This window comes from Pseudomonas sp. R2-7-07 (genome assembly GCF_003852355.1).
In the GTDB taxonomy this organism is placed as follows: domain Bacteria; phylum Pseudomonadota; class Gammaproteobacteria; order Pseudomonadales; family Pseudomonadaceae; genus Aquipseudomonas.
Genome location: NZ_CP027759.1, coordinates 5,695,537 through 5,721,003 on the forward strand (window position 1 = coordinate 5,695,537; position 25,467 = coordinate 5,721,003).

Sequence of the window (25,467 nt, forward strand, 5' to 3'; positions counted from 1 at the left end):
AAATGAGCCTCAGGTGGTCGTCGTCGCGCCAGCGTCTCGATATACTCGCCCGTGCAAGCGCAGAAACCCCAGCCTTGAGGGGCTGCTGTGCCAAAACGTTGTTGGGCGCCATCCAGCCGATTTGGCAGAGTTTCCCTTTAGTTCGCCTTACGAGAAACGCATCGAGCGGTGTATGTTGGTGCTGAAACGTTTTTCCAGAAGACGGCTATCCACTTGAAATACCCATGAAGCGTCACGGGTCAGAGGCACCCTCGGCATGATCGAACTCGAACAAGAAGATCCTATCCCGCAAGGCGATCTCGCCTTGCAAATCACCGCGCTTCCGCGTGAAACCAATGGTTTTGGCGATATTTTCGGTGGCTGGCTGGTCGCGCAGATGGACCTGGCCGGCACTGCCATGGCCAGCAAGGTCGCGGGCGGGCGCGTGGCGACCGTGGCCATCGATCGGATGGCATTCCTGGTACCGGTCGCGGTGGGCGCGCAGTTGTCCTTCTATACCCAGGCCCTGGAAATCGGCCGCAGCTCGATCCAGATGATGGTCGAAGTGTGGAGCGACGACCCGCTGTCCAGCGAATGGCGCAAGGTCACCGAGGCGGTATTCGTGTTCGTCGCCATCGATGGCAGTGGCCGCACGCGCTCGGTTCCATCGCGCGCACGTTAAACCTCACCGGGTTTTGACGGTCAATTGCCCCATTGCCTGCCACTGAGAGTGCTTTGTTATGCCGACGCCCCACGTTGAAACCGTGAAAATCGACGAGCTGGACTGCTGGCGCATCCGCCACAACGGCGCTGAATTGATGCTGGCCCAACAGGGTGCGCATCTCTTCAGCTACCAGCGCGACGGCGAGCAGCCGCTGATCTGGCCGAATCCTGAAGCGGTGTTCAAAAAAGGCAAAGGCATCCGCACCGGCGTACCGGTTTGCTGGCCGTGGTTTGGCGTATTCGACCGCAACCCGCAGAGTGTTAAGGCCATGCGCCACAGCGATCAGCCGGCCGGTGCCCACGGTTTTGTGCGTACGGCGCTGTGGGAGTTAGCCGCGACCGAGCTGCAAGGCCAAGCGCTGCGGGTAGACCTTGTGCTGCCGGTACCCGCCGGCGGCTTTCCGGGTTGGCCCCATCAGGTCGACTTGAAGCTGAGCCTGGTGCTGGACGACCAGTTGCATATCCATCTGACCAGCCATAACCGTGGCACTGACACGGTGACGCTCAGCCAGGCGCTGCACACCTACTTCGCCGTCAGCAATGTACGCAACGTGCAGGTCGAAGGCCTGGACGGGTCGGCGTACATCGACACCGCCGATGGCTGGACCGAGAAACAGCAATCCGGCCTGCTGCACTTCACCGCCGAGACCGACCGCATCTATCTGGATACGCCGGCTGAACTGAGCATTGTCGATAAAGACTGGGGACGCCGCGTGCAACTCACCAGCCAGGGTTCGAAGTCGACGGTGGTCTGGAACCCCTGGACCGAACGCGCCAAGGCCTTCGATGACATGGCCGACGATGGCTGGCAGGGGATGCTGTGCATCGAGACGGCGAATGTGCTGGAAGATGTGGTGGCTTTGGCACCCGGTGAAAGCCACACCCTCGGCGTGAGCATCAACGCTATCGCCCTGTAGATGAAGAACAAAATGTGGGAGGGGGATTGCCCCCTCCCACATTAATAGGTGTTGGGTTTTAGAGATCGGACTCCTTCACCACCCTCACCTTCCCTGCATCCAGTGCATACGCCGCATCCGCCAGATCGTTGTTCACCTTCTCTACCTTCAACGTGCCCGTGACCCACAGCGGCGTATAGATATCCTCCAGCTTCAAACCCTTGGGATACCGCACCAGCACCAGTTGGTTAGGCGGCGGTGGCGGCACGTGGATGCAGGCGCCTGGGTAGGGCACCAGGAAAAACAGGGTGCTGCGGCCCTTGGCGTCGGTTTCCAACGGCACTGGGTAGCCGCCGATACGGATGTTCTTGCCGTTCATGGCCGCCACGGTCTTGGTGGAATACATCACCGCCGGCAAGCCTTTGCTCTGCTTCAGGCCGCCTTTATCGGTAAAGGTGCCTTGGGCTTCGGGGGAGTTGTGATCGATCTCGGGCATGGCCTCGAGGGCTTTCTGATCCGACAGCGGCATCAGGTCCAGCCAGTCGGTTTCCGGCAGTTCGCCAGCGTGTACCAGGCCTGGGCCCAGCAAGAGGAGAGTCAACAAAAGATGGCGCATGCAGAGGCTCGGCAAGTTCAGGTGGCGAGCATTCTAGCCCTCTGCGCCTGCGCAGCGCAGAGGACTTTGTCGGCTGGTTACTTCCTTTTGATCAGACCGTAGATCACCAGCAGCACAATGGCACCGACCAGCGCGCCGATAAAGCCTGCGCCTTGACCGGCCTGGTAGATCCCCAGGGCCTGGCCGCCATAGGTCGCGGCCAGGGAGCCGGCGATACCCAGCAGGATGGTCATGATCCAGCCCATGCTGTCGTCGCCAGGCTTGAGGAAACGCGCCAGCAGGCCGACGATCAAGCCGATAAAAATGGTTCCGATAATACCCATGGCATTTCCCTCTGATTGGTATGAGACATGCCAAAGCCTAGTCAGACTTTGGCATCCTGCAATCAGAGGGACGCCGAGGCTTAATGGTTCCCGTGGCGGCGCGGCTTATTGTTCGGCGATCAAGGCTTCGACCTTGAGAATCTGCGCCTGAAGGGTCGCGCGGTCCTTGCAACGCAGGTTGGCGTGACCCACCTTGCGCCCGGCCTTGAAGGCCTTGCCGTAGTGATGCACATGGCAATCGTCGATCGCCATTACCCGCTCAACCGGCGGTACCACGCCGATGAAGTTGAGCATGGCGCTCTCGCCCACCTTGGCCGTGGAGCCCAACGGCAAGCCCGCCACCGCCCGCAGGTGGTTTTCGAACTGGCTGCACTCGGCGCCTTCGGTGGTCCAGTGCCCGGAGTTGTGCACGCGCGGGGCGATTTCGTTGGCCTTGAGGCCACCATCGACTTCAAAGAATTCGAAAGCCATCACGCCGACGTAATCCAGCTGCTTGAGCACGCGGCTGGAGTAGTCTTCGGCCAACGCCTGCAGCGGGTGGTCAGTGCTGGCCACGGAGAGCTTGAGAATGCCGTTGACGTGGGTGTTGTGCACCAACGGGTAGAAGCGGGTTTCGCCATCACGGGCGCGCACGGCGATCAGCGAGACTTCGCCGGTGAACGGCACAAAGCCTTCCAGCAGGCAGGCGACGCTGCCCAGCTCGGCGAAGGTGCCGGCCACATCGGCAGCGGTGCGCAGCACTTTCTGGCCCTTGCCGTCGTAGCCCAGGGTGCGGGTTTTCAGCACGGCCGGCAGGCCGATACTGGCGACGGCGGCGTCCAGGTCCGCCTGGGACTGGATATCGGCGAAGGCCGGCGTCGGGATGCCCAGGTCCTTGAACATGCTCTTTTCGAACCAGCGGTCGCGCGCGATGCGCAGGGCTTCGGCGCTCGGGTACACCGGCACGAACTGCGACAGGAAGGCCACGGTTTCGGCCGGGACGCTTTCGAACTCGAAGGTCACCAGGTCGACTTCGTCGGCCAATTGGCGCAGGTGGTCCGGGTCGCTGTAGTCCGCGCGCAGGTGTTCACCCAAGGCGGCCGCGCAAGCGTCCGGCGCCGGGTCCAGGAAAGCGAAATTCATCCCCAGCGGGGTTCCCGCCAGAGCGAGCATGCGGCCCAACTGGCCGCCACCGATTACACCGATTTTCATCGTCAACAACCTCAGGCGATACGTGGGTCTGGATTGTCCAGCACGCTGTCTGTCTGCTCAGCACGGAATTTTTTCAGCACCGCATGAAACTGCGGATGCTTGGCGCCCAGGATGCTGGCGGACAGCAGCGCGGCGTTGATCGCGCCGGCCTTGCCGATCGCCAGGGTCGCCACCGGGATGCCGGCGGGCATCTGCACGATGGACAACAGCGAATCCACGCCCGAGAGCATCGACGACTGCACCGGCACGCCCAGCACGGGCAGGTGAGTCTTGGCTGCACACATGCCTGGCAAGTGCGCCGCACCGCCGGCACCGGCGATGATCACCTCGATGCCACGGGATTCTGCTTCATCGGCATACTGGAACAGCAGGTCCGGGGTGCGGTGGGCGGAGACCACCTTCACTTCATACGGAATGCCGAGTTTTTCCAGCATATCGGCGGTGTGGCTAAGGGTGGACCAATCGGACTTGGAGCCCATGATCACGCCAACCAATGCACTCATCGTCGTGCCTCTTCTCTCTGGGCGCCCGCAGGCGCGTCAAAAAACAACAAGCCACGCGGGAAATCCGGCGTGGCTTGGTGTACGAATTAAGGCCGGTTGGACCGGCCGAAGGCCGCGCAGTATACCGTAATAATCCAGATAAACAGCCCCTTGGACGACCATCTGCCCAGCGGTGCAAAGTGGCGGTTTTATTGACTTAAGAGTCAGCCAAATCACCACAAAACCTTGTGGGAGGGGGCTTGCCCCCGATAGCGGTGTATCAGTGACATATCCCGTGCCTGACACACCGTAATCGGGGGCAAGCCCCCTCCCACATTTGCCCTGCATTCGGCCCGAGATTGGGCTCAGGTATTTTGAGCAGCTCCACCTTCCAACTTGCGCCACAACAACCGCACATTCGCCTTGCGCACCAGCGCACAGCGGTACAGCCGAATCTCCAGGGGCACGTGCCACTGCGATCCGCCACACACCACCAATTCGCCCCGGGCCAGTTCCGCCCGCACGCTCAATTGCGGCACCCAGGCGATGCCCAATCCTTCCAGCGCCATGCTTTTGAGACTGTCGGCCATGGCCGTCTCGTAGATCGTCGTGAAACGCAGGGCGCGCTGGCGCAGCAGTAAATTCACCGAACGGCCCAGGAACGCGCCGGCGCTGTAGGCCAGCAAGGGCACGCTGCCCTCGCCTTCCAGGTCGAACAATGGCTTTCCATCCGCATCGGCGGCGCACACCGGGAGCATTTCGGTGTTGCCCAGGTGCAGCGAAGGGAAGATCTCCGCGTCCATCTGCATCGCCGCATCCGGGTCGTAGAATGCCAACATCAGGTCGCAACCGCCTTCGCGCAGCGCATGCACGGCATCGCCGACGTTGGTCGCCACCAGCCGCGTGGCGATGTTCAGGCCTTCATTGCGCAACTGCGCGATCCAGCGTGGGAAAAAGCCCAGCGCCAGGGAGTGCGCGGCCGCCACTTGCATGACTTCGCCCTGCCCGCCTTCCAGGTGATGCAAATGGCGCAGCACTTCACCGAGCTGCTCGACCACCGTGCGGGCGGTGACCAGGAACAACTGGCCCGCCGCCGTCAGCTCCACCGGCGTGCGCGAGCGGTTGACCAGGGTCAAGCCCAACGCGGCCTCCAGGCTGCGAATGCGTCGGCTGAACGCCGGCTGGGTGACAAAGCGCCGCTCCGCCGCCTGGGAAAAACTGCGCGTCGCCGCCAAAGCGCTGAAGTCTTCCAGCCATTTGCTTTCAAGGTTCATCACTGCCTCCACGGGAATGCACCATTTTGGCACACACGCCCGTCATGGTAACCGGGTCACATCCACATTATGCCGTTTGTGCATAGGCCAGTGTTTAACAGCATTGGCCCAAAAACTTCTACAAGCCTAGCATTCGCAGCGTTCCGGCCAGTTCCGGGTCCATATCGAGATGATTTCCGTCATGTCCTCCGCTGCATCATTCCGCACAGAAAAAGACCTGCTTGGCGTACTCGAAGTACCCGCTCAAGCGTATTACGGCATCCAGACCCTGCGAGCGGTGAATAACTTCCGCCTCTCGGGCGTTCCGATTTCGCATTACCCGAAATTGGTGGTCGGCCTGGCAATGGTCAAGCAAGCGGCCGCTGACGCCAACCGCGAACTGGGCCAACTCAGCGAAGCCAAGCACGCGGCCATCAGCGAAGCCTGTGCCCGCCTGATCCGCGGCGATTTCCACGAAGAGTTCGTGGTGGACATGATTCAAGGCGGCGCCGGCACTTCAACCAACATGAATGCCAACGAAGTCATCGCCAACATCGCGCTGGAGGCCATGGGCCACCAGAAGGGCGAGTATCAATACCTGCACCCCAACAACGACGTGAACATGGCGCAGTCGACCAACGACGCCTACCCGACCGCGATCCGCCTGGGTCTGCTGCTGGGCCATGACGCGCTGCTGGCCAGCCTCGACAGCCTGATCCAGGCGTTCGCTGCCAAAGGCGTCGAGTTCGGGCATGTGTTGAAAATGGGCCGTACCCAATTGCAAGACGCCGTGCCGATGACCCTCGGCCAGGAATTCCGCGCCTTCGCCACCACCCTCGGTGAAGACCTGGCTCGCCTGAAAACCCTGGCACCGGAGCTGTTGACCGAAGTGAACCTGGGCGGCACCGCCATCGGTACCGGCATCAATGCCGACCCGCGCTACCAGGCCCTGGCCGTGCAACGCCTGGCCCTGATCAGCGGCCAGCCGCTGGTACCGGCTGCCGACTTGATCGAAGCCACCTCCGACATGGGCGCCTTCGTGCTGTTCTCGGGCATGCTCAAGCGTACCGCGGTGAAGCTGTCGAAGATTTGCAACGACCTGCGCCTGCTGTCCAGCGGCCCACGTACCGGCATCAACGAGATCAACCTGCCGGCACGCCAGCCAGGCAGCTCGATCATGCCCGGCAAGGTCAACCCGGTGATCCCGGAAGCGGTGAACCAGGTGGCATTCCAGGTCATCGGCAACGACCTGGCGCTGACCATGGCAGCCGAAGGCGGCCAACTGCAGTTGAACGTGATGGAGCCGCTGATCGCGTTCAAGATCTTCGACTCGATCCGCCTGCTGCAACGCGCCATGGACATGCTGCGCGAGCATTGCATCGTCGGCATCACCGCCAACGAAGCGCGCTGCCGCGAACTGGTGGAACACTCCATCGGCCTGGTCACCGCGCTGAACCCGTACATCGGCTATGAAAACGCCACCCGCATCGCGCGCATCGCCCTTGAAAGCGGCCGCGGCGTGCTGGAACTGGTGCGCGAAGAAGGCTTGCTCGACGACGCCATGCTCGACGACATCCTGCGCCCCGAAAACATGATCGCTCCACGCTTGGTCCCGTTGAAGGCCTAAGTGTTTGTTGCACCGCTCACCAGGTTGAGGGACTAGACACCTCTCACCTTTTGAGGGCCTGAAGGCTCGTTCTTCAGGCCCTTTTTTTTGCTCTGAGATTGTGAAATGACGCCCATAAAAAATCCAATATCGCACCGCAAACCCACCTCTCCTGTAACGGCCTGGCTGAAACCTTTAATCGGCCCAGGCAGACGGATCACATTCGCCTAGGTATAGTGCCGCCCCTCTTCGCGTCTGCGGCCGTCGGTAACGAGGCCCGGGAACCACGCGAAAGCGCATGAATAACAACACCCGCAAAAGGATCGGGGTCGAACGTCGTGCACTGCCTGGTGCCATACGATGTGTCGGACCGTCCTGCGTTTGCCATTAGAAAAATCAGCGAGGAACACTCCATGCTCGAAGTCATCAACGACTTCCTCTCAGGGAAAGTACTGATCGTGCTCATTGTCGGGCTCGGCGGTTATTTCACGATTCGCTCGCGTTTCGTGCAGTTGCGTCACTTTTTCCACATGTTCTCGGTGTTTCGCGACAGCCTCAAGAGCAGCTCCGGCCAACTCAGTTCATTCCAGGCGCTGATGCTCAGCCTGGCGGGCCGCGTCGGTGCCGGCAATATCGCCGGCGTCGGCATTGCTGTGACCCTGGGCGGCCCCGGTGCCGTGTTCTGGATGTGGATCACCGCGCTGGTGGGCATGTCTTCGAGCTTCATCGAGTGCTCCCTGGGCCAGTTGTACAAGCGCACCGACGCCGAGGGCACCTACCGTGGCGGGCCGGCTTATTACATCCAGCACGGCCTGCACAAACGCTGGCTGGGAATGGTGATGGCGTTCCTGTTGCTGGTGACCTTCGGTTTCGCCTTCAACGGCCTGCAAGCCCATGCCGTGACCCACTCGCTGAATAACGCCTTCGGCCTCGACACCACCTACACCGGCCTCGCGCTGGCGGTGTTGCTGGGCCTGGTGTTCATCGGCGGGATCAAGCGTATCGCCTCGATCGCCGACCTGCTGGTACCGGTCAAGACCCTGGTCTACATCGCCGTGACCCTGTACGTGATCGTGCTGCAATTCGACCACGTGCCGGCCATGCTCGCGACGATCGTCAAAAGCGCGTTCGGCCTCGACCAGGCCTTCGGTGGCCTGGTGGGCAGCGCGATCATCATGGGCGTCAAACGCGGCGTGTTTGCCAACGAAGCCGGCCTGGGCAGCGCGCCTAACGTGGCAGCCGTGGCGTCGGTGGAACACCCGATCGCCCAGGGTGTGGTGCAAGCGTTCAGCGTGTTCCTCGACACCTTTGTGATCTGCACCTGCACCGCCTTGCTGATCCTGCTCTCCGGCTTCTACACCCCGGGCTTTGAAGGCGACGGCATTGCCCTGACCCAGAACTCCCTGGCGGCAGTGGTGGGTGACTGGGGCCGCATGTTCATCTCGGTGGCCCTGGCGTTGTTCGTGTTCACGTCGATCATGTACAACTACTACCTGGGCGAGAGCAACCTGCGCTTCTTGGTCGGCAACAACCGCAAGGTGCTGATGGGCTACCGCGCACTGGTGCTGGTGCTGATTTTCTGGGGTTCCATCGAGAACCTGGGCACCGTGTTCGCCTTCGCCGACATCACCATGACCATGCTGGCGTTCGTCAACCTGTTCGCCCTGGCGTTCCTGTTCAAGATCGCCATGCGCATCCTGAACGACTACGACAATCAGCGCGCCGCAGGCATCAAGACCCCGGTGTTCGACTCCAGCCAGTTCCCTGATCTGGACCTGGACCGCAAGGCCTGGCCGGCGAATCCGGTAAAACCGCAAGCGACCCCGGCGGCTGAATTGAACGCTCAAGTGCAACGCTGAGCGTAGACAGATGACACGCCGCCTGGCCTTGGGCATGCTCTGGGCCCGGCGGCGTTTTTCGTTCAGGAGATTTTCAAAATGCAACCAGCCAATAACGTCATGGTGCTCTACACCGGTGGCACCATCGGCATGCAGGCCAGCGCCAATGGACTGGCACCCGCTTCCGGATTCGAAGCCCGCATGCGTGACCAGTTCGCCAACCTGCAAGCGCCCGCCTGGCGTTTCCGGGAAATGTCCCCGCTGATCGACAGCGCCAACATGACGCCCGCCTACTGGCAGCGCTTGCGCACCGCCGTGGTTGAAGCGGTGGACACTGGTTGCGACGCCGTGCTGATCCTGCACGGTACCGACACCCTGGCCTACAGCGCGGCAGCCATGAGTTTCCAACTGCTGGGCCTGCCGGCACCGGTGGTGTTTACCGGCTCGATGCTGCCGGCCGGTGTGCCCGACAGCGATGCCTGGGAAAACGTCAGTGGCGCCTTGGCCGCGCTGGGCGAAGGCCTGGCACCGGGCGTGCACCTGTACTTTCACGGCGCGCTGATGGCGCCGACCCGTTGCGCGAAAATCCGCAGCTTTGGGCGCCATCCCTTCGCCGCGCTGCAGCGCAACGGCGGCGCGGCCAAGGCCGAGTCGCTTCCCGCCGCCCTGGATTACCGCCAGCCCAAGGCCCTGGCCAACGTCGGCGTGTTGCCGCTGGTGCCAGGGATCGGCGCCGGGCAACTGGATGCGCTGATCGACAGCGGGATCGGCGCGCTGATCCTGGAATGCTTCGGCAGCGGCACCGGGCCCAGCGACAACCCGGCGTTTCTCGCCAGCCTCCAACGTGCGCAGGACCTGGGCATCGTGGTCGTCGCCATCACTCAATGCCATGAAGGCGGCGTGGAACTGGATGTGTATGAAGCCGGCAGCCGCCTGCGCGGCGTGGGCGTGTTGTCGGGCGGCGGCATGACCCGCGAAGCGGCCTTCGGCAAGCTCAACGCCTTGCTGGGCGCCGGGCTGGCCACGGCCGATATCCGCCGCCTGGTCGAACTGGACCTGTGTGGGGAGCTGCGCTGAGCCAGCGTCGACCGCTACATAATCACCCCCTGCCCTGACTGGCCGGTACCTAGCATGGAACACCCGAGTGGAGACCTCGGGTCGCTTCCATCAACCGGCCAGACAGGGATGCCCCATGACTACGCACAGCCGAACTTTTGAGCAACCATCCGTCAAGCCTGCGGACCTGACACTGGACCTGCTCACCCAACTCACTGCACGGCCCTCATTCAGAGAAGTGGCCTCAGTGTTGTTGCGCCAGACCTTACAAGAGCAGTACCCGGCACTCGACATCAATCCCGACCTCAGCCTGGTCGGCAGCCCATCCTGGGAAATCGTCGAGGACAAGATCGTCCCCGGGCTGACGTTCTATCAAACCCTCAGCGACATCCTGGCCAGACAGTCCGTAGTCGGCGGGACGACAACGTACATTGAAGGCGAACACTTCCTCACCCAGCAACCGCTGACCGACCCGCCGATGCTGCTGCCAGTGCGCATTGTCGACATCGCCCACACCCTCAACACCCTGGCGCCGGTGATGCCGGCCGCGTTCCAGGAACAGCAGGTGGAATTCTGGAACCACAGCACCGACGACGGCCCGCGCTGGCATGGGTTTTCCAACTCATTGCGGGCAGCGTGGAATGTTCAGCGGGTGGACGGCTGGGATGACGACGACTGCGCCATGGCTCGCCTGTTGTTTCACGCCCCGGCCCGTAGCGGGCGGCTCAATGACCCTTACAACCTGCGAGCGTGCCTGATCGACATCGATCAGGTCGACGACGCAAAAGTCACGCATTTGAACGAGTGCTCGACAGCCGTACTGATCGGTCGACGGGACGAACGCGAGATTATCCTCACCTACTCCCTGCTCAAGGGGTATGAAAAATTCGCCTCGCTGGAGCAACTTGGCCAGAGCCTGCCGGACCGGCTGAGCCCGTCGGCCACGCGAAAAAAAATCCAGTGGCGGCTGTTCGAACCGACCGGCGACTTTTTCGACCACCAGGCCTGCAGCCTGATCGCCTTGCAGATCGAGGCCATCGGCACCCAGGATTTTTCCATCGACGATGAACCCGAGACGGCACCGGCGCTGGTTACCCCCGAGCAGATCGCCAAAAACGGGCCGCCCCTGGATTGGTACCGGCAATTGCTGCCGGACTGGCTGCGGCAAGCCTCTCTCTCTGACCTGGGTTTCTATTCGCGGCATTTGAAAGACCTGGCCGCCCTGCAAAGCATGAACCTGGGCAAGTCCTACCAGGACGATATCCCGCCCATCGAGCAATATGCGCTTGAGGCGCTGAAGGCCGAAATGCTCAAGGAGCATCCAGAGGCGCTGCACCTGCCGCTGGACAAGCTCAGCATCCGGGTTCAAAGCCTGGTCGTGTGGGGCACTTTCACCGTGCCGGGACAGACGGACACCACCACCTTCAGCCTCAGCGAACTGGCCTTGCAGAACTTGATCGCGGTGCCGCTGGGCAACAAGACGCTGCTCCAAAGCAATGAGCGGCCGTTGCCGCAATGGATGACCGTCGACTATGTGGAAAGCCTTGTCAGCAAGGCCGATATCGGCAAGCAGTACCCGGCACTGATCAACCGCAAGCTGCTGGAGATCAAGAGCGAAGCCTCACGGCGAAAGCGTCTCTACGCCCACCACCTGCGCATCCAACTGCCGCTGCTGGCCCTGCAATGCAAGATTCGTCGCGAACACGGGATTGATGAACAAGGCTACCGCTACGTCGCCGCCGCGATGCAGGCTGACGTCGAGGACCGCAAGGTCGACGGGCAAGACATTGTCATCCGGCCCTTGGCCTTCGTGCCCCAGCGCCGCAGCGATGGCTCGCCGGACGAGGTGGAAAACATGTACGTGATCGGCGCGAAGGGTTCTTCCGTCGGCCCCTGCCTGCTGTATCGGCCGCAGTTTGACCCGGCCCTGATCCAATACCCTTCCCACGCCAACCTGATGTATGCCATCGCCCAGTCCCCCGACCTGCGCAAGTCAGTGCTGGCGTGGCTGCCTGATGACATGCGCAACCATTACGCCAATTATGTGTTCCCTGGGGCACTGCCCTCGCCGTGGGCCGTCGCGGACTTTCTGGTGAACACCTCGACGCAATGGACCATGAGTGGGCCGATAAGCCTGGGTGAACGCACGCTCGACGGCGATCTGTTTGCCGACCTCTATGAAGCCAATGCCCAAGCCCTGATCAAACTCGCCGATCGCCAGTCGGTATCGAATGCGGAAAACCGCTGGGAGACGCTCAAGCATGCCGGCTGGACGCTGCTCAATGCCGCACTGCCGTTTGCCAGCCCGACCGTGGCAACCGGCGCCTGGATCTGGCAGGTCGTCGAGCAAGTGCAACAGTTCGTCATTGCCTGGGAGGACGACGCAAAACCCGCGCAATGGGCGGCGTTCACCGATGTGCTGCTCAACCTCGCGACCGCGATCACCCTGCACATCAGCACGCGCCTGCGGCCCGTGGGTCGTCGCCGGGAGCCCGAGCCCACGCTCATCAAGCCAGCGCCGCTGCCCACTGTGGAAACCCTCCAACTGGAAACGATTGCCACCCATGAGTTGCCACCCGGCCATGCGCGATGGCTGCACACCAGCGGCGCGGTCAATCGGGCGCCAGCCACACTGGGCCGTGTGCTGGACAGCTTCAAGGTGAGCAAGCCGCACGAGCCGAGCACTGTCGAAACGAACCAGGGGCCGCACCAACACCTGACCCGGCACGACCATAAGTACTACGCCCAGGTCGGCGAACGCTGGTTTGAAGTCGCCGTGGACGAGAACGATACCGTCATGATCATCGACCCGCAGCAGCTCGAGCGAACAGGCCCGACGCTGTTTCACAGCGCGGCGGGCCAGTGGGTTATCGACACCCGCTTGCGCCTGCGCGGCGGTGGCCCCAAACAGATGCTCAAGCTGGCGAAAGCCGAAGCAACCCTGCAAGCCGCCGACGTGCGTGCCAAGCTGGTGGCCTTTGAAAACGCGAAAAAAACCGCACAAAGCGAGCTGCAGCAAACCCACCAGGCCATGACCGAGGCCCCCGGAACCTCGGCCGCCGCCAAGCGCGAACTCTACCTGGAGAAGCTCGGCACCCAGAGTGCCGACTATGAAACGGCGCTGCAGCAACTCAAGACCCTGAACGTATTCACCTCGGTGCCCGACTATCAACAAAAGGCCCTGGGCTACGTACGCGCGCAACTGGAACTCAACGAAGCCGGAATCCGCGAAGCGCAAACCCTTTTTACCCCCAAGCTCAAGACCACCCTGGACCAGATCGAACGCCAGAGCCGCGAATCGGGGCAGCGCGAGGTGGCGGGCGCGCAACAAATGACCGAGCTGAGCGAGGACATGATCGCGCGCCTGGATTACACGCAAACGCGATTCGCCCAACTGCGTACCCTGGCCCAGGACGGAATGCGCCTGATCCAGGACGCCAGGAAGCGACTGCCGGCCTACACCAGCACCGATCTCAAGGCACTGCAGGTGACCCTGGCGCGCAACCTGTGCCTGGAAAAAACCAGCGCGTCCACCGAACCCGATGCCTGGAAGGCCATGGACGAGATAGTCGACAGCGCCGACCTCTCGGTCCAGGCGTTGCGCGACACCCTGCACGAGCGCAGCGAATCACGCCTGGATGAACGTATCGACTCGCTGGGCAGCCTGATCGAGCAATTCAAGGTCATCGATGAACGCCTGGACGATTTCCCTCAGGAGTTTCCCGCCGTGGTCCTGTCGGACCCGCTGCAAGGCCTGCGTCTGAAGTTGCGCGAATTTTCCCAGGAGGCCCTGCAGCATTTAAGCCTGTTGCACGCCGAGCGTGACGTCTTCCGAAACCGGCCGACGCCACCGCAGACACCGCCAAGGCCGCTGAAAAAATTCATCCACACCCGTTACAACGGCGTGCTGATCGGTGAACCTCGGCTGACGCCCATTGGCCTTGAAACCGACCTGGTGGATATCCGGTCGCCGCTGACCCAGCAGGTCATCGCAACCTTCCATGAGAAAAGCCCGAACATGTGGGTGCAACGTGTCACCACGCCCGAAGGCGAGGATGTGGTGCCCGACCTCCAGGTCAGCCTGAACCACGGCCGGGCACTGCTGGACGGTCTGGCAGCCTTCAAGCAGCGCGCCGTCGAGCGGGCAAAAAAGCAGGATCGCACCGCCGTCGGCATCGAGTACCTGTATCACCGGCATGCTTTGCTGCTGGAAGAAACCAACCGGCACATCGAGAAGGCGCTGGCTCGCGACAACGTCCCAGAAACCCACTCACAGTCGGCAGCCAGCCTCGGCAAACAACTCAACGACGCGGCGCAGGCGCTTTATAAACTCGCCTCCGATCACATGATGCGCATGATCAAGCAACATGCCCCAACCCCCGCCGGGATTGAATGGCTCAAGGACCGCAACGCGATCATCATCAAGAAGGTCATCAAGCGGCGCCGGCTCAAGAGCACCGTGCCGGATTATCTGGATGAATACACCATCAGCGAACGCTACAGCCATGAGGTGCTGTGGTATGCGCACTTTCATTACTCGGCGGCCTGGACCCCGGCCAAGTCCTTTATTTCCGCGCGCTTGAAAACGCCCCAGGAGTACCGCAAGGGGTCGCTGGCCGATTCCATGCAAGGGCTCAACGAGCAACAGCAAATTGCTTATTTCCGTAGCGAGATCAACCTGGACGCGGCCAAGCGCTTATTTTTCGACCACTGAACGGCACACTCCTTGCTGCTTCCTGCCAAACCCCGGCAGGAACCACCCATGCTGCACTCGCACTTGACCACGCTGAACGCGGTTGCCCTGGTGCTCGACACCTTCAAGGCCCAAGGCGTGGCCGCTGACGCATTGCTCGCCGGCAGCGGCATCTGCGGCGCGGACCTGAGCCGCGCCGACACGCGCATCACCACCAACCAGGAGATGCGCGTGTGTGCCAACGCCGTGGCCCTGCGCCGCGACATAGGCCTGGAATTGGGGCGGCGCATGCACGTGTCGTCCTACGGCATGCTCGGTTATGCGCTGCTCACCAGTGCCACCTTCGGTGACGCTTTGCGCCTGGCCCTGCGCTACCCGGCGCTGCTGGGAACACTGTTTGAGTTGAGCCTGGAAGAAGACGGCCAACGCATCTGGTTCACCGCCAGTGATTATCGGGAAAATCCGGCACTGACCGCATTCAACGTCGAGCTGTGCCTGGTCTCGTTAAAAGTCATCTGTGACGACTTGCTGGGCCAGCCCCTGCCGCTGCTCGGAGCCCGCTTCGAACACAGCGCGCCGGACTATCAGGCGCGGTATGCCGAGCGCTTCGACTGCCCGTTGACATTCGAAGCCACCGCCAATGCCTTTGCCTTCGACCGGCACTGGCTCGAGCAACCTTTACCCTTGGCCGACGCCATCACCCACCGCGCCATGGCCGAGCGCTGCCGCAAACAAAATACCGAATTCACCGGTCGCCAGGCCTGGCTGGGCCGGGTGCGCCTATTGCTGGCAACGCAATTGAACGCCGCCCCCGGCATCGATGGCTTGGCCGAGCAGATGAACTGTTCACCGCGCACCTTGCGCCGACACCTGCATGCCATGGGGTGTAGCTACCAGGAAATGCTGGACGAGTTGCGCTTCGAGCAGGCCAAGCAACTGCTGGGGGAGGACAAACTACCGATCTACCGTATTGCCGAGCAGTTGGGCTTCAGCGAAACCGCCAGTTTCCGGCATGCCTTCGTACGCTGGAGCGGCGTGGCGCCCAGTCAGTTCCGGCCGTGACGCACAGGCCTGGGGCGCCGCCGCGCCATTGAGGGGCGAATAGCGGACACATTCTTTGGCCCTATTTATCTCCTTTTGGCCGCTCCTGCCATTCTCCAAACCTGCGCACGCCGCAACACTGCAAGGCACCCCACTCAGCCTGCGGAGAACAACAACAATGCTGACGATCTACTCGGACGATCATCACCTGCACCACGGCCGTTGCGAATTGATGGACGGGCAATTGATGCCCTGTTTTGAAATGCCTTCGCGCGCCGACTACGTACTGCAGCGCGTCAACGAGCGCGAGTTGGGCCCGGTGCAGGCGCCTCAAGACTTCGGCCTGGCCCCATTGCAGCGCATCCACAGCCGCGACTACCTGGATTTTTTCAAAGGCGCCTGGCAACGCTGGACCACCTTCGGCCAGGACGGCGACCTGTTGCCCTACACCTGGCCCGCCCGCACCTTGCGCCGCGTACTGCCCACCAGCCTGCACGGCCAGTTGGGCTATTACAGCTTCGACGGCGGCGCACCGATCACCTCTGGCACTTGGCAAGCGGCCTACAGCGCGGCGCAGGTCGCGCTGACCGCGCAACAGGCGATCCAACACGGCGCCCACAGCGCCTTCGCCCTGTGCCGACCACCAGGGCATCACGCCGCCAGCGACCTGATGGGCGGGTATTGCTACCTCAACAACGCTGCCATCGCCGCCCAGGCCTTTATCGATCAGGGCGACGCGAAGGTCGCAATACTCGACGTCGATTACCACCACGGCAATGGCACTCAATCGATTTTCTATGAACGCAGTGACGTGCTCTTCGCCTCGATCCACGGGCATCCGGAGGCAGAGTTTCCGTTTTTCCTCGGTTATGCCGACGAGCTGGGAGAAGGCGCCGGCAAAGGCTTCAATTTCAACTACCCGCTGCCGGCCGGTTCCGGCTGGGGCACCTGGAGCGCCGCCCTGGAACAGGCGTGCGTGGAAATCGAGCGGTATGGCGCCGACGTTATCGTGGTCTCCTTGGGAGTGGACACCTTCAAGGACGACCCCATCTCGCAGTTCAAGCTCGACAGCCCGGACTACCTTGTCATGGGTGCGCGTATCGCGCGCCTGGGCAAGCCGACGTTGTTTGTGATGGAAGGCGGTTACGCCGTGGAAGAAATCGGCATCAATGCCGTCAACGTTCTCGAAGGTTTTGAGGGGTCAATCGAATGAACACGCTCAAGTCGCTTGTGCTCTGCGCCGCCGTGTTGAGCAGCGCCGTCCACGCCGAAGAAAAAACCCTGCGGGTCTACAACTGGTTCGACTACATCACGCCCAAGGCCCTGGACGACTTCAAGGCCGGGCACCCGGCAATCAAGCTGGTCTACGACATCTTCGACACCAACGAAGCCCTGGAAGCCAAGTTGCTCACCGGCAACGCCGGCTACGACGTGGTGGTGCCATCCAATGTGTTCCTGGCCAAGCAGATCGAGGCCGGTGTGTTCCAACCCCTGGACCGCAGCCAATTGCCGAACTGGAACCACCTGGACCCCAAGCTGATGAAGCTGATCGAGGCTAACGATCCGGGCAATAAATTCGCCGTGCCCTACATGTACGGCACGATCCTGATCGGCTTCAACCCGGACAAGGTCAAGGCCGCGCTGGGTGCCGATGCACCGGTGGATAGCTGGGACCTGATCTTCAAGCAAGAGAACATCAGCAAACTCAAGCAATGCGGCGTCGCGCTGCTGGATTCACCCTCGGAGATCCTGCCCCTGGCCTTGCAGCACCTGGGCCTGGACCCTAACAGCAGCAACCCCAAGGACTATGAAAAAGCCGAAGCGCTGTTGATGAAGATTCGGCCGTACATCACCTACTTCCATTCCTCCAAATACATGGCCGATATCGCCAACGGCGACATCTGCGTCGCCGTCGGCTACTCCGGCAGCTTCTCCCAGGCGGCCAACCGGGCCAAGGAGGCCAAGAACGGCGTGACCGTCGATATGCGCCTGCCCAGGGAGGGCGCGCCGATCTGGTTCGATATGCTGGCCATTCCCAAGGGCGCGAAAAACCCGCAGGACGCCTACACCTTCATCAATTACCTGCTGCAACCCCAGGTGATTGCGCCGATCAGCGATTTCGTCGGCTACCCCAACCCCAACAAGGACGCCACCTTGCAGGTCGACCCGGCGATCCGCAACAACCCCAACCTGTACCCCACCGAGGCGGCAATGGCCACGCTCTACACCTTGAAACCCCTGGGTCGCGACGCCGAACGCGCCAGGACCCGCGCCTGGAGCAAGATCAAGTCCGGCACCTGATAAGCGTCGGCCAGGGCCCACGCGCCCTGGCTGTTTTAACTATCTACCGTCCCCTGGGCATCTTTGGACACTACCTTGCGACTCTCTCGTTCGACTGCTCGCAAGGAGCTGCAGATGCCCAATGACTCATCCCGAAACGACGACCCCGTCGCCCGCAACCTTCCCCCCAGCACCTACGATCTGCTGACACAACTGACCACCGGCCCTTCGATGCGCGAGGTCGCCTCAACCCTGTTGCGTACGGCGCTGCGGGAAGAGTTTCCGACGTTGGATATCGAGCCTGACCTGGCCATGGTGATTACGCCGCGCTGGAGCATCATTGACGATGTTCTCCAACCGGCGGAGCCGTATGTCGACTCGCTGACCACGGTCCTCGCTCGGCAAGCGTTGGCGCCCGCGCCGGTGATCTACATCGACGGCGAGCATTTCCTCACCCAACACCCCCACGCAGTACCCGCAGTCCACCTGCCGGTGAAAATCGACGCCATTGCGCGGTTGCTCAACGAGCTGTCGGCGCTGATTTTCGTCGCCTTCCAGGAGCAGCAACTGGACCACTGGAACGCGTCCAATGGCACCGCCGGCCCGCGCTGGCAGATACTTTCCCAGTCCCTGCGCAAGGTGTGGAACCTCAACAAGCTGGAAGGCTGGGATGAACACGACTGCGCCATGGCTCGAACGCTGTTCCGATTGCCGGATCCGACTGGCCGTCAAGAAGGCGATCCGTACCCGATCAATGTCTACCTGATCGACATGGACGTACGCCAAAACAACAAGACCGTGCATGCGGGCCTGGCGGACATAGCGGTACTGATCGGCGTCCATGAGCAGAAGCAGCGGATCCTGACGTACTCGCTGGTCGAGGGTTACGAGAAGTTCGACTCGATGCAGCAACTGGGCGAAGTCCTGCCGGTCAGGTTGAACCCGTATCACCCCGAGCTGGACGTGCAATGGCGGCTGTATCAACCCCCTGGGAATTTCTTCGACAGCCAGGCCTTCGCCATGATCGCCCTGCAACTAGCGGTCATCGGCGCCTTTGGCTTGCGCAGCCACAAATCTTTCACCAGTAAAGGCATCAGCGACCAGGCCGTGATCAGCGTCGTGCCGGTGATCGACGACCTGAGCGATCAGTCGCTGTCGAACATCCGCCAGATTCATCAGCAACTGCCCGAATGGTTGGCGGACGCCTCGGACCTCGACATATCCACTTACGGCCGAGGCGTCATTGATCTGGCCCAGTTGCACACGCACAACCAAGGCCTGCAATTTGATGACGGTATCGCATCGATCCGCGACTACGCCCGGGCGCAACTGCGCAGTAAAATCCAGGCCCATCCCAATGGCGCCGGCCTGAACCTGGACAAGGTTGAAGTCAGCATCGAGAGCCCGGTGCTCTGGGGTACGTTTGTGGTGCCGGGTAGCAGTGACATCACGCGCCACAGCCTGGTCGACCTGGCCCTGGCAAACCTCACCGGTTTGCCGACGGGTACACCGAGCGTGCGCTACAACGGTGGCGACGCCCCGGACTGGCTGACCTACGACTACTTGAAGCAACTGATCGAAGCCATCGACATCGGCAAGCACTATCCGGCACTGATCAAGCGCACCCTGCTCACGGACCCGTTCGAGTCCAAGGCCCGCCAACTGCTCTACGTTTCACACCTGCGAGTGCAATTGCCGCTGCAAGCCCTGCAGTGGAAGATCAAGGGTGAGAACGGGCTCAACTCCCTCGGCTATCGCTATGTCGCTGCCGTTGTCCAGGCCCAGCAGCACGACCGCCAGGTCGAGGGGCAGGAGATCGTTATCCGCCGCCTGGCTTTCATCCCCACGCTGCGACCCGGTCATGAGCAGGATGTGGTCGCCAATATGTTCGTGATCGGCCCTCGCGATCACACCCAGGGCCCCTGCGTGCTCTATCGCCCGCTGCTCGAGCCGGTGCTGTTCCAATTCCCCACCCGGCAGAACCTGCTGTATGCCATCAAGCACAGTCACCTGCTGCGCGAGTCGGTCCTGGCCTGGCTGCCGGAAAGTTCGCGCTTCAACTACGAGCAATACGTGTTCCCCGACAAACTGCCTTCGCCGTGGACCGTGGCGCGGGTGCTGGTGGAGCCCGAAGTGGTCCTGCAAATGAGCGGGCCTATCGGCCTGAGCGATGAAGTGCTGACCGGTGACGTCCTGGGGACGCTGTTCGAGGCCAACGCCAATGCCATGATTGATCTGGCCAAGCAGCAATCGGTATCCAACACCCAGAAGCGCTGGGCAAGCTATCGACAGGCCGCCTGGCAGATTTTCGGCGCGGCCCTGCCCTTCCTCGGGCGCACAGCCGGGATCGCGGCCTGGATCTGGCAAATCATGGATGACCTGCAAGAAACCACCGAGCAAGAGCCTGGACCTGACGGGACAACCTCATGGACGGCGCAGATCGACCTGCTCCTCAATCTGGGCATGGCGCTGGTGATGCACGTCACCCTGCGCCACTCATCACCGAAAAAGAGCGCCGAAGGTTTTGCGCTCGAGCCCGAACCGAAGCTGGTCGAAGAGCCAGAAAAGGCAGCGCCTGTGCCCAGGAAACCCATCGTGACCAAGCAACCGGACCTGTCCGAAGCCGAGCTACCCGCTGAACATCAGGGTCCATTGCACATCCAAGGGGCGCTGAGCCGCACACCTTCAAGCCTGGCGGCGACGCTGGATCGCTTCAAAATCTCTAAACCGGAAGGGTTGGGCGAATCGAACAAGGAGCCTGGCCCGCACCTGCATCTTCATGGCCTGGCCGGCAAATGGTACGCGCAGGTCGGTGAACGCTGGTTCGAGGTCACCGTCGACGACAACGACAACGTGGTGGTCGTCGATCCCCGCCAGCCTTCGCAAACCGGCCCGGCATTGATGGGCAACCTGGCCGGCAAATGGTTTGTCGACACACGCCTGCGCCTGCGCGGCGCCGGCTTCAGGAATCGCCGCAGGGCGGCCAGGGGCAAGGCACCTTCGCGCATCAAGGAATTGCGTGAAAGCCTCACTGCGTTCGATGCCGATGAAAGACGCGGGCAGGCGGAAGTCGCCGCCGTATTTGACGCCATCGTTCGCGAGCCCGGGCCGTCCAGGGATACGACGCACCAGGCATTCATCGAGAAGGTCGACGCTCGCCTGGAACAGTACGAGACACCCATCCGCCAGTTGCGCGCACTGAACATCATCGACTCGGTGCCCAATTACCAGAGCAGCATGACCGACTACTTGAACAAGCAGTTGCTGCTGACCCGATCCGCCGTGGCTGAAAGCCTCCCCGAGTTTCGGGAAAAACTGCTCTGGACCCTCGAGCACATCGAGACCCTGTCCGCCCTTGAACCCAAGAAGCAGGCCGAAGCTGCCCAGGTCATGGCGAATTTGAACAAGGCAATGATCAGCCGCCTGGAATATGCCGAGTCGCGCTACCGTGAACTGGAAGGACTTGGCATGGAAGGCGCGAAGGTCGCACAGACCACCATGCGCGCGTTGCCCGGCATGCGGCTGCACGATCTCAAGGCGCTGCAAGTCACCCTGACGCGTTACCTGTGTATCCGCGAAGGCGACGGCGAGGCGTTTATCGATGCCCGCACTCAGATCGGCGAAATTGTCGAGATTGCCGACCTCAACATTCAAAACTGGGTTGAAACCCTGATCGAAGCCAACGTCAGCGGCCTGGATGAGCGCATCGAGGTGCTCAACAGCGTGGCCGACCAATTCGCCATCGTCGACCAACGCCTGCTGGACCTGCACGCCGAACACCCGGAGCAGGTAAACCGGGAAACCCTGGAGGACCTTCGCAAGGAAATCGATGGTTTCAATCAGCAGGCGGTGGTGGAGCTTGCGCTGCTGCTGCGCGAAAAAAAGACCCTGGAACCCAAGCCGGGTACGTCAAAGCCGCCGCCTACGCCCAAGCGCAAAGTCATCAAGACCCGCTTCAATGGCGTGGTGGTGGGTGAACCTCGCGCATCGCAAAGCCATCTGGTGGACGTCAAGGCGCCAATGACGGGCAGGCTCATCGCCACGTTCCACGAGAAAACACCGGGGGTCTGGGTTGAACGGGAAAGCCCGTCCCCAAGTCGTACAGAGCCACACACCGTTGACCTGAATGCGGGCATGAGGGCCGGGCAAGGCTTGCTGGATGAAGAGCAGGCCGTCACCCAGCGTATCCTTGCGCACTCCAAAAAAGCCGGGCGCATCCCTGTGGAAATCGAAGAGATGCTGCACCAGTACGCCGCACGCCTGGAGCGCTCGGTCAGCACCATTGAGGAAGGGCTGACGCGACTCAACCTGACCGAAAGCGATCGCCCCTCAGCCGCCACCCTCAGCAGGAACCTCAACGACGCCGCTCAGCGGCTCTACAAACTGGGCACCGACACCCGCATCAGCATGACCAAAGAACAACCGCCCACCGCAGCGCGGGTGGAATGGCTGCACGAACAGGGATTGGTGAAGATTGAAAAGGTCGTTACCCGCAAGCGTCTCAAGGGCCCCGGCAAGAACTATCTGGACGAATACGAAGTGCGCGATCACCAGAGCCGTGCCGCGTTGTGGTATGCGCACTTTCACTACGATTCCGTGCAAGCCGCGACTGAAAATTTCTTTGCCGGTCATCTGAAAACCCGCGAGCAGCGCAAACTTGGCGGAGCCATAGAGCGCGCAGGCCTGAGCGACCGGGACCAGATTGCGGTGTACCGCAGTGAAATCAGCCCGCAGCTGGCGCGCTCGTTGTTCTTCCAGAGCTGAGTGGGTCAGCCGCTGAGCCAGGCTTTGCCCAGACGCGAAAGGGCCTGGGTAATGGCTGCCTCAGGCACGGCGGCAAACCCCAGCACCAGGCCGGCGCGTTGATCTGGTGCTGGGCTTGAACCGGGCAGCCAATAGCTACTCAGGCCATTGATTTCTACGCCCACGCCGCGGGCTTGTGCCAGCAACTGCTGCTCACGGGCCAGGCTGTCTACCCGAACCGTAAGGTGCAGGCCCGCTGCAACAGCGGGCAGGTTGTCCACACCGGGCAGCCCGCTGGGCCAGCCGGCCAGCAAGGCATTGCGCCGACTCAGGGCGGCGCGACGCATGCGGCGGATATGGCGCTGGAAATGCCCGGCCGCCATGAATTCGGCCATCACCGCCTGAGTGCTGACTTCCGAGTGGCGCATGTCGACGGCGCGGCGCCGGGAGAACGCATCCACCAGACCCGGCGGCAATACCAGATAGCCCAGACGCAGGGCCGGGAATGCCACTTTGCCGAAGGTACCGACGTAGAGCACGCGCCCGCTGCGGTCCAACGCGGCCAGGGGCGCCAGCGGCGCACCGCTGTAGCGGTATTCGCCATCGTAGTCGTCTTCGATGATCCAGCCACCGGTGCGCTCGGCCCAGGCCAGCAGTTCCAGGCGCCGCGCCAGGCTCATCACCACGCCCAGCGGGTATTGATGGGAGGGTGTGACATAGGCCAGGCGGCAGTCTTCCAGGCCATTGAGGGTCTGGCAGTCGATACCTTCGCTGTCCACCGGCACACCCCGCAGGTTCGCACCAGCCAAGGCGAATGCGTGGCCGGCTGCACGATAGCCTGGGTTTTCCACCGCGACCCCGTCGCCGGGCTCCACCAGCAACTGTGCACAAAGGCTGATTGCCTGCTGTGCACCACTGGTGATCACTATTTGTTCAGCGGTGCACTGCATGCCTCGCGAGCTGCGCAGGTAAGCCGCGATCAGCCCACGCAGGCGTGCGTCGCCTGCGGGGTCGCCGTAGCACAACTGTTCCAGGTCCGGCTTGCGCCAGAAAGCCCCGTTCAGCTTGGCCCAGACCTCAAAAGGGAACAGATCGAAGGCGGGCACCCCCACGCGAAACGCCTTGGGCGGCCCGGTCGGCGGTTGGGCTAAATGGTTGTGTTGCAGACGGTCCAGGGCCGGACTGTGGATAACTTCGGCACCCAGATCCACCGGCAAATTCGTGCATTTTGTGGATAAGGGTGGGGATAAGCCTGTTGGTAAGCCTGTGGATAGTTTTGTGGATAAATTTTTAGGGGTAGGCAGTTGGGCGACATAAGTGCCATCTCCCACCCGGCCTTCGATAAACCCCTCGGCGTACAACTGATCGTAGGCGCGCACCACGCTGTTGCGGGAAATCGACAGGGCCGCAGCCAGATCACGGCTGGCGGGCAAACGCGTGCCGCTGACCAGGCGCCCGTCCAGCACGCGCAGGCGCAGGGCCTCATAGAGTTGGCGCGTGAGGCCCTGGCGCCGGTCCAGCTCGATACCGGCCGGGTTAAATGAAAGAGGCGGCGAGAGTGGTGACATATTGGACCTACGAAATTGACCTTGGATGGCTCTTACAACGGACCATTAGCCTGCCTAGGATGCAGGCATTCGCCAAGGAAAATATTCATGTACACACCACGCGCCTTTGTCCTCGAAGACCTGCCCGAATTACACCAACTGATCCAGCACACACGCCTGGCGCAGTTGGTGACCTTTGGCGAGCAAGGCCTGCAGGCCAGCCATTTGCCACTGCTACTGAATCCCGATGAAGGCCCCAATGGCACGTTGTACGGGCACCTGGCCAGGGCCAATCCGCAGTGGAAAGACCTGCAAAACGGCAGCGAAGCTCTGGTGATCTTTGCCGGCGCCGATGCTTACGTCAGCCCGGCGTTTTACCCGGCCAAGGCCGAGCACGGCAAAGTGGTGCCCACCTGGAATTACCTGGCAGTGCACGCCTACGGCAAGGCCGACGTGTTCACCGACGCCGAACGTTTGCTCGACGTGGTCAGCGCCCTTACCGACCGCCACGAGGGCAATCGCGCCCAGCCCTGGAAAGTCAGCGACGCCCCGGCCGACTACATTGATGGCATGCTCAAGGCCATCGTCGGCTTCAGCCTGCCGATCGAGCGCCTGATCGGCAAACGCAAGCTCAGCCAGAACCGCAGCCCGGCCGACATCGCCGGGGTGCGCAACGGCCTGGCCGCCAGTGTCGACGTACGCGACCAGACCCTCGCCCGCTTTATGCCCCAAGGAGTTCCAGAATGAGCCCGCTCGAGATTCGCCAGGTCAGCGCCGCCGACCACACCGCCTGGTTGCCGCTGTGGCAGGCGTATTTGACGTTCTACAACACCCAATTGCCGGACGCGGTCAGCCAGAGCACCTGGCAACGCCTGATCGATGCCGACGAGCCGACCCATTCGGCCCTGGCCTGGCAGGGTGGCAAGGCGGTGGGCATGGTCAACTTCATCTACCATCGCTCCAACTGGAGTATCGAGAACTCCTGCTACCTGCAGGACCTGCTGGTGGACTCGGCCCAACGCGGCACCGGCGTCGGTCGCAAACTGATCGAGTTCGTCTATGCCACGGCCAAGGCCGATGGCTGCGGCAAAGTGCATTGGCTGACCCACGAGACCAACGCCACGGCGATCCAGCTCTATGAGCGCATCGCTGAACGCCCAGGTTTAATTCAATTTCGCAAAGCCCTTTAAGGAGCGCAGC

18 protein-coding genes are annotated in these 25,467 nt (G+C 62.0%); 12 read left to right on the top strand and 6 right to left on the bottom strand.

Annotated features, from left to right (window positions below):
• The first annotated feature begins 256 nt into the window (after nucleotides 1-256).
• The gene (locus tag C4J86_RS26315; RefSeq protein WP_003176975.1) at nucleotides 257-661 is read left to right on the top strand and encodes an acyl-CoA thioesterase; all 405 of its coding nucleotides are present in this window, start codon (nucleotides 257-259) and stop codon (nucleotides 659-661) included.
• A 58-nt stretch (nucleotides 662-719) separates the two neighbouring features.
• Nucleotides 720-1,619 (top strand): D-hexose-6-phosphate mutarotase, encoded by a 900-nt coding sequence (locus C4J86_RS26320; RefSeq protein WP_124372314.1) that lies wholly within the window; start codon nucleotides 720-722, stop codon nucleotides 1,617-1,619.
• Between the two features lie 58 nt (nucleotides 1,620-1,677).
• Here C4J86_RS26320 and C4J86_RS26325 read toward each other — a convergent pair whose 3' ends face one another.
• The 5 genes from C4J86_RS26325 to C4J86_RS26345 all read right to left on the bottom strand — a co-directional run bounded on the left by C4J86_RS26325 (nucleotide 1,678) and on the right by C4J86_RS26345 (nucleotide 5,484).
• Entirely contained in the window at nucleotides 1,678-2,214 is a 537-nt protein-coding gene (locus C4J86_RS26325) for a DUF3299 domain-containing protein (protein ID WP_124365022.1), read from the bottom strand.
• Between the two features lie 77 nt (nucleotides 2,215-2,291).
• Nucleotides 2,292-2,537, bottom strand: coding sequence for a GlsB/YeaQ/YmgE family stress response membrane protein (locus C4J86_RS26330; RefSeq protein ID WP_057006311.1), 246 nt, complete (start codon nucleotides 2,535-2,537; stop codon nucleotides 2,292-2,294).
• A 105-nt stretch (nucleotides 2,538-2,642) separates the two neighbouring features.
• On the bottom strand, nucleotides 2,643-3,728 hold the full coding sequence (locus tag C4J86_RS26335; protein WP_124368859.1) for a 5-(carboxyamino)imidazole ribonucleotide synthase: 1,086 nt from the start codon (nucleotides 3,726-3,728) through the stop codon (nucleotides 2,643-2,645).
• A gap of 11 nt (nucleotides 3,729-3,739) precedes the next feature.
• A complete protein-coding gene (gene purE, locus C4J86_RS26340; RefSeq protein ID WP_003195648.1) occupies nucleotides 3,740-4,231 on the bottom strand; it encodes a 5-(carboxyamino)imidazole ribonucleotide mutase in 492 nt (163 codons plus the stop codon).
• Nucleotides 4,232-4,575: 344 nt separating this feature from the next.
• The gene (locus C4J86_RS26345; RefSeq protein WP_057726084.1) at nucleotides 4,576-5,484 is read right to left on the bottom strand and encodes a LysR substrate-binding domain-containing protein; all 909 of its coding nucleotides are present in this window, start codon (nucleotides 5,482-5,484) and stop codon (nucleotides 4,576-4,578) included.
• A 181-nt stretch (nucleotides 5,485-5,665) separates the two neighbouring features.
• On the opposite strand from C4J86_RS26345, the gene aspA reads away from it, so the two are divergent.
• The 8 genes from aspA (at nucleotide 5,666) to C4J86_RS26385 (ending at nucleotide 22,741) form a co-directional block, all read left to right on the top strand.
• The gene (gene aspA / locus C4J86_RS26350; RefSeq protein WP_124368861.1) at nucleotides 5,666-7,090 is read left to right on the top strand and encodes an aspartate ammonia-lyase; all 1,425 of its coding nucleotides are present in this window, start codon (nucleotides 5,666-5,668) and stop codon (nucleotides 7,088-7,090) included.
• 392 nt (nucleotides 7,091-7,482) lie between these two features.
• Nucleotides 7,483-8,928, top strand: a complete 1,446-nt coding sequence (locus C4J86_RS26355; protein ID WP_124372315.1) for a sodium:alanine symporter family protein — start codon at nucleotides 7,483-7,485, stop codon at nucleotides 8,926-8,928.
• Between the two features lie 78 nt (nucleotides 8,929-9,006).
• Complete coding sequence (locus C4J86_RS26360) at nucleotides 9,007-9,984, top strand: asparaginase (RefSeq protein WP_124372316.1); 978 nt, start codon at nucleotides 9,007-9,009, stop codon at nucleotides 9,982-9,984.
• 115 nt (nucleotides 9,985-10,099) lie between these two features.
• On the top strand, nucleotides 10,100-14,677 hold the full coding sequence (locus C4J86_RS26365; RefSeq protein ID WP_256681715.1) for a dermonecrotic toxin domain-containing protein: 4,578 nt from the start codon (nucleotides 10,100-10,102) through the stop codon (nucleotides 14,675-14,677).
• Between the two features lie 48 nt (nucleotides 14,678-14,725).
• A complete protein-coding gene (locus tag C4J86_RS26370; RefSeq protein WP_124372317.1) occupies nucleotides 14,726-15,718 on the top strand; it encodes an AraC family transcriptional regulator in 993 nt (330 codons plus the stop codon).
• Between the two features lie 157 nt (nucleotides 15,719-15,875).
• Entirely contained in the window at nucleotides 15,876-16,910 is a 1,035-nt protein-coding gene (locus tag C4J86_RS26375; RefSeq protein ID WP_124372318.1) for a histone deacetylase family protein, read from the top strand.
• The gene (locus tag C4J86_RS26380; protein ID WP_124372319.1) at nucleotides 16,907-17,998 is read left to right on the top strand and encodes a polyamine ABC transporter substrate-binding protein; all 1,092 of its coding nucleotides are present in this window, start codon (nucleotides 16,907-16,909) and stop codon (nucleotides 17,996-17,998) included. Before C4J86_RS26375 ends, C4J86_RS26380 begins: the two co-directional genes overlap by 4 nt.
• 114 nt (nucleotides 17,999-18,112) lie before the next feature.
• Nucleotides 18,113-22,741, top strand: coding sequence for a dermonecrotic toxin domain-containing protein (locus C4J86_RS26385; protein ID WP_124372320.1), 4,629 nt, complete (start codon nucleotides 18,113-18,115; stop codon nucleotides 22,739-22,741).
• Nucleotides 22,742-22,746: 5 nt separating this feature from the next.
• Here C4J86_RS26385 and C4J86_RS26390 read toward each other — a convergent pair whose 3' ends face one another.
• Nucleotides 22,747-24,288, bottom strand: coding sequence for a PLP-dependent aminotransferase family protein (locus C4J86_RS26390; RefSeq protein WP_124372321.1), 1,542 nt, complete (start codon nucleotides 24,286-24,288; stop codon nucleotides 22,747-22,749).
• An 87-nt stretch (nucleotides 24,289-24,375) separates the two neighbouring features.
• On the opposite strand from C4J86_RS26390, the gene C4J86_RS26395 reads away from it, so the two are divergent.
• Nucleotides 24,376-25,014 (top strand): FMN-binding negative transcriptional regulator, encoded by a 639-nt coding sequence (locus tag C4J86_RS26395; RefSeq protein WP_124372322.1) that lies wholly within the window; start codon nucleotides 24,376-24,378, stop codon nucleotides 25,012-25,014.
• A complete protein-coding gene (locus C4J86_RS26400; protein WP_124372323.1) occupies nucleotides 25,011-25,457 on the top strand; it encodes an N-acetyltransferase in 447 nt (148 codons plus the stop codon). The genes C4J86_RS26395 and C4J86_RS26400 overlap by 4 nt, the downstream gene beginning before the upstream one ends.
• The last annotated feature ends 10 nt before the right edge of the window (nucleotides 25,458-25,467 follow it).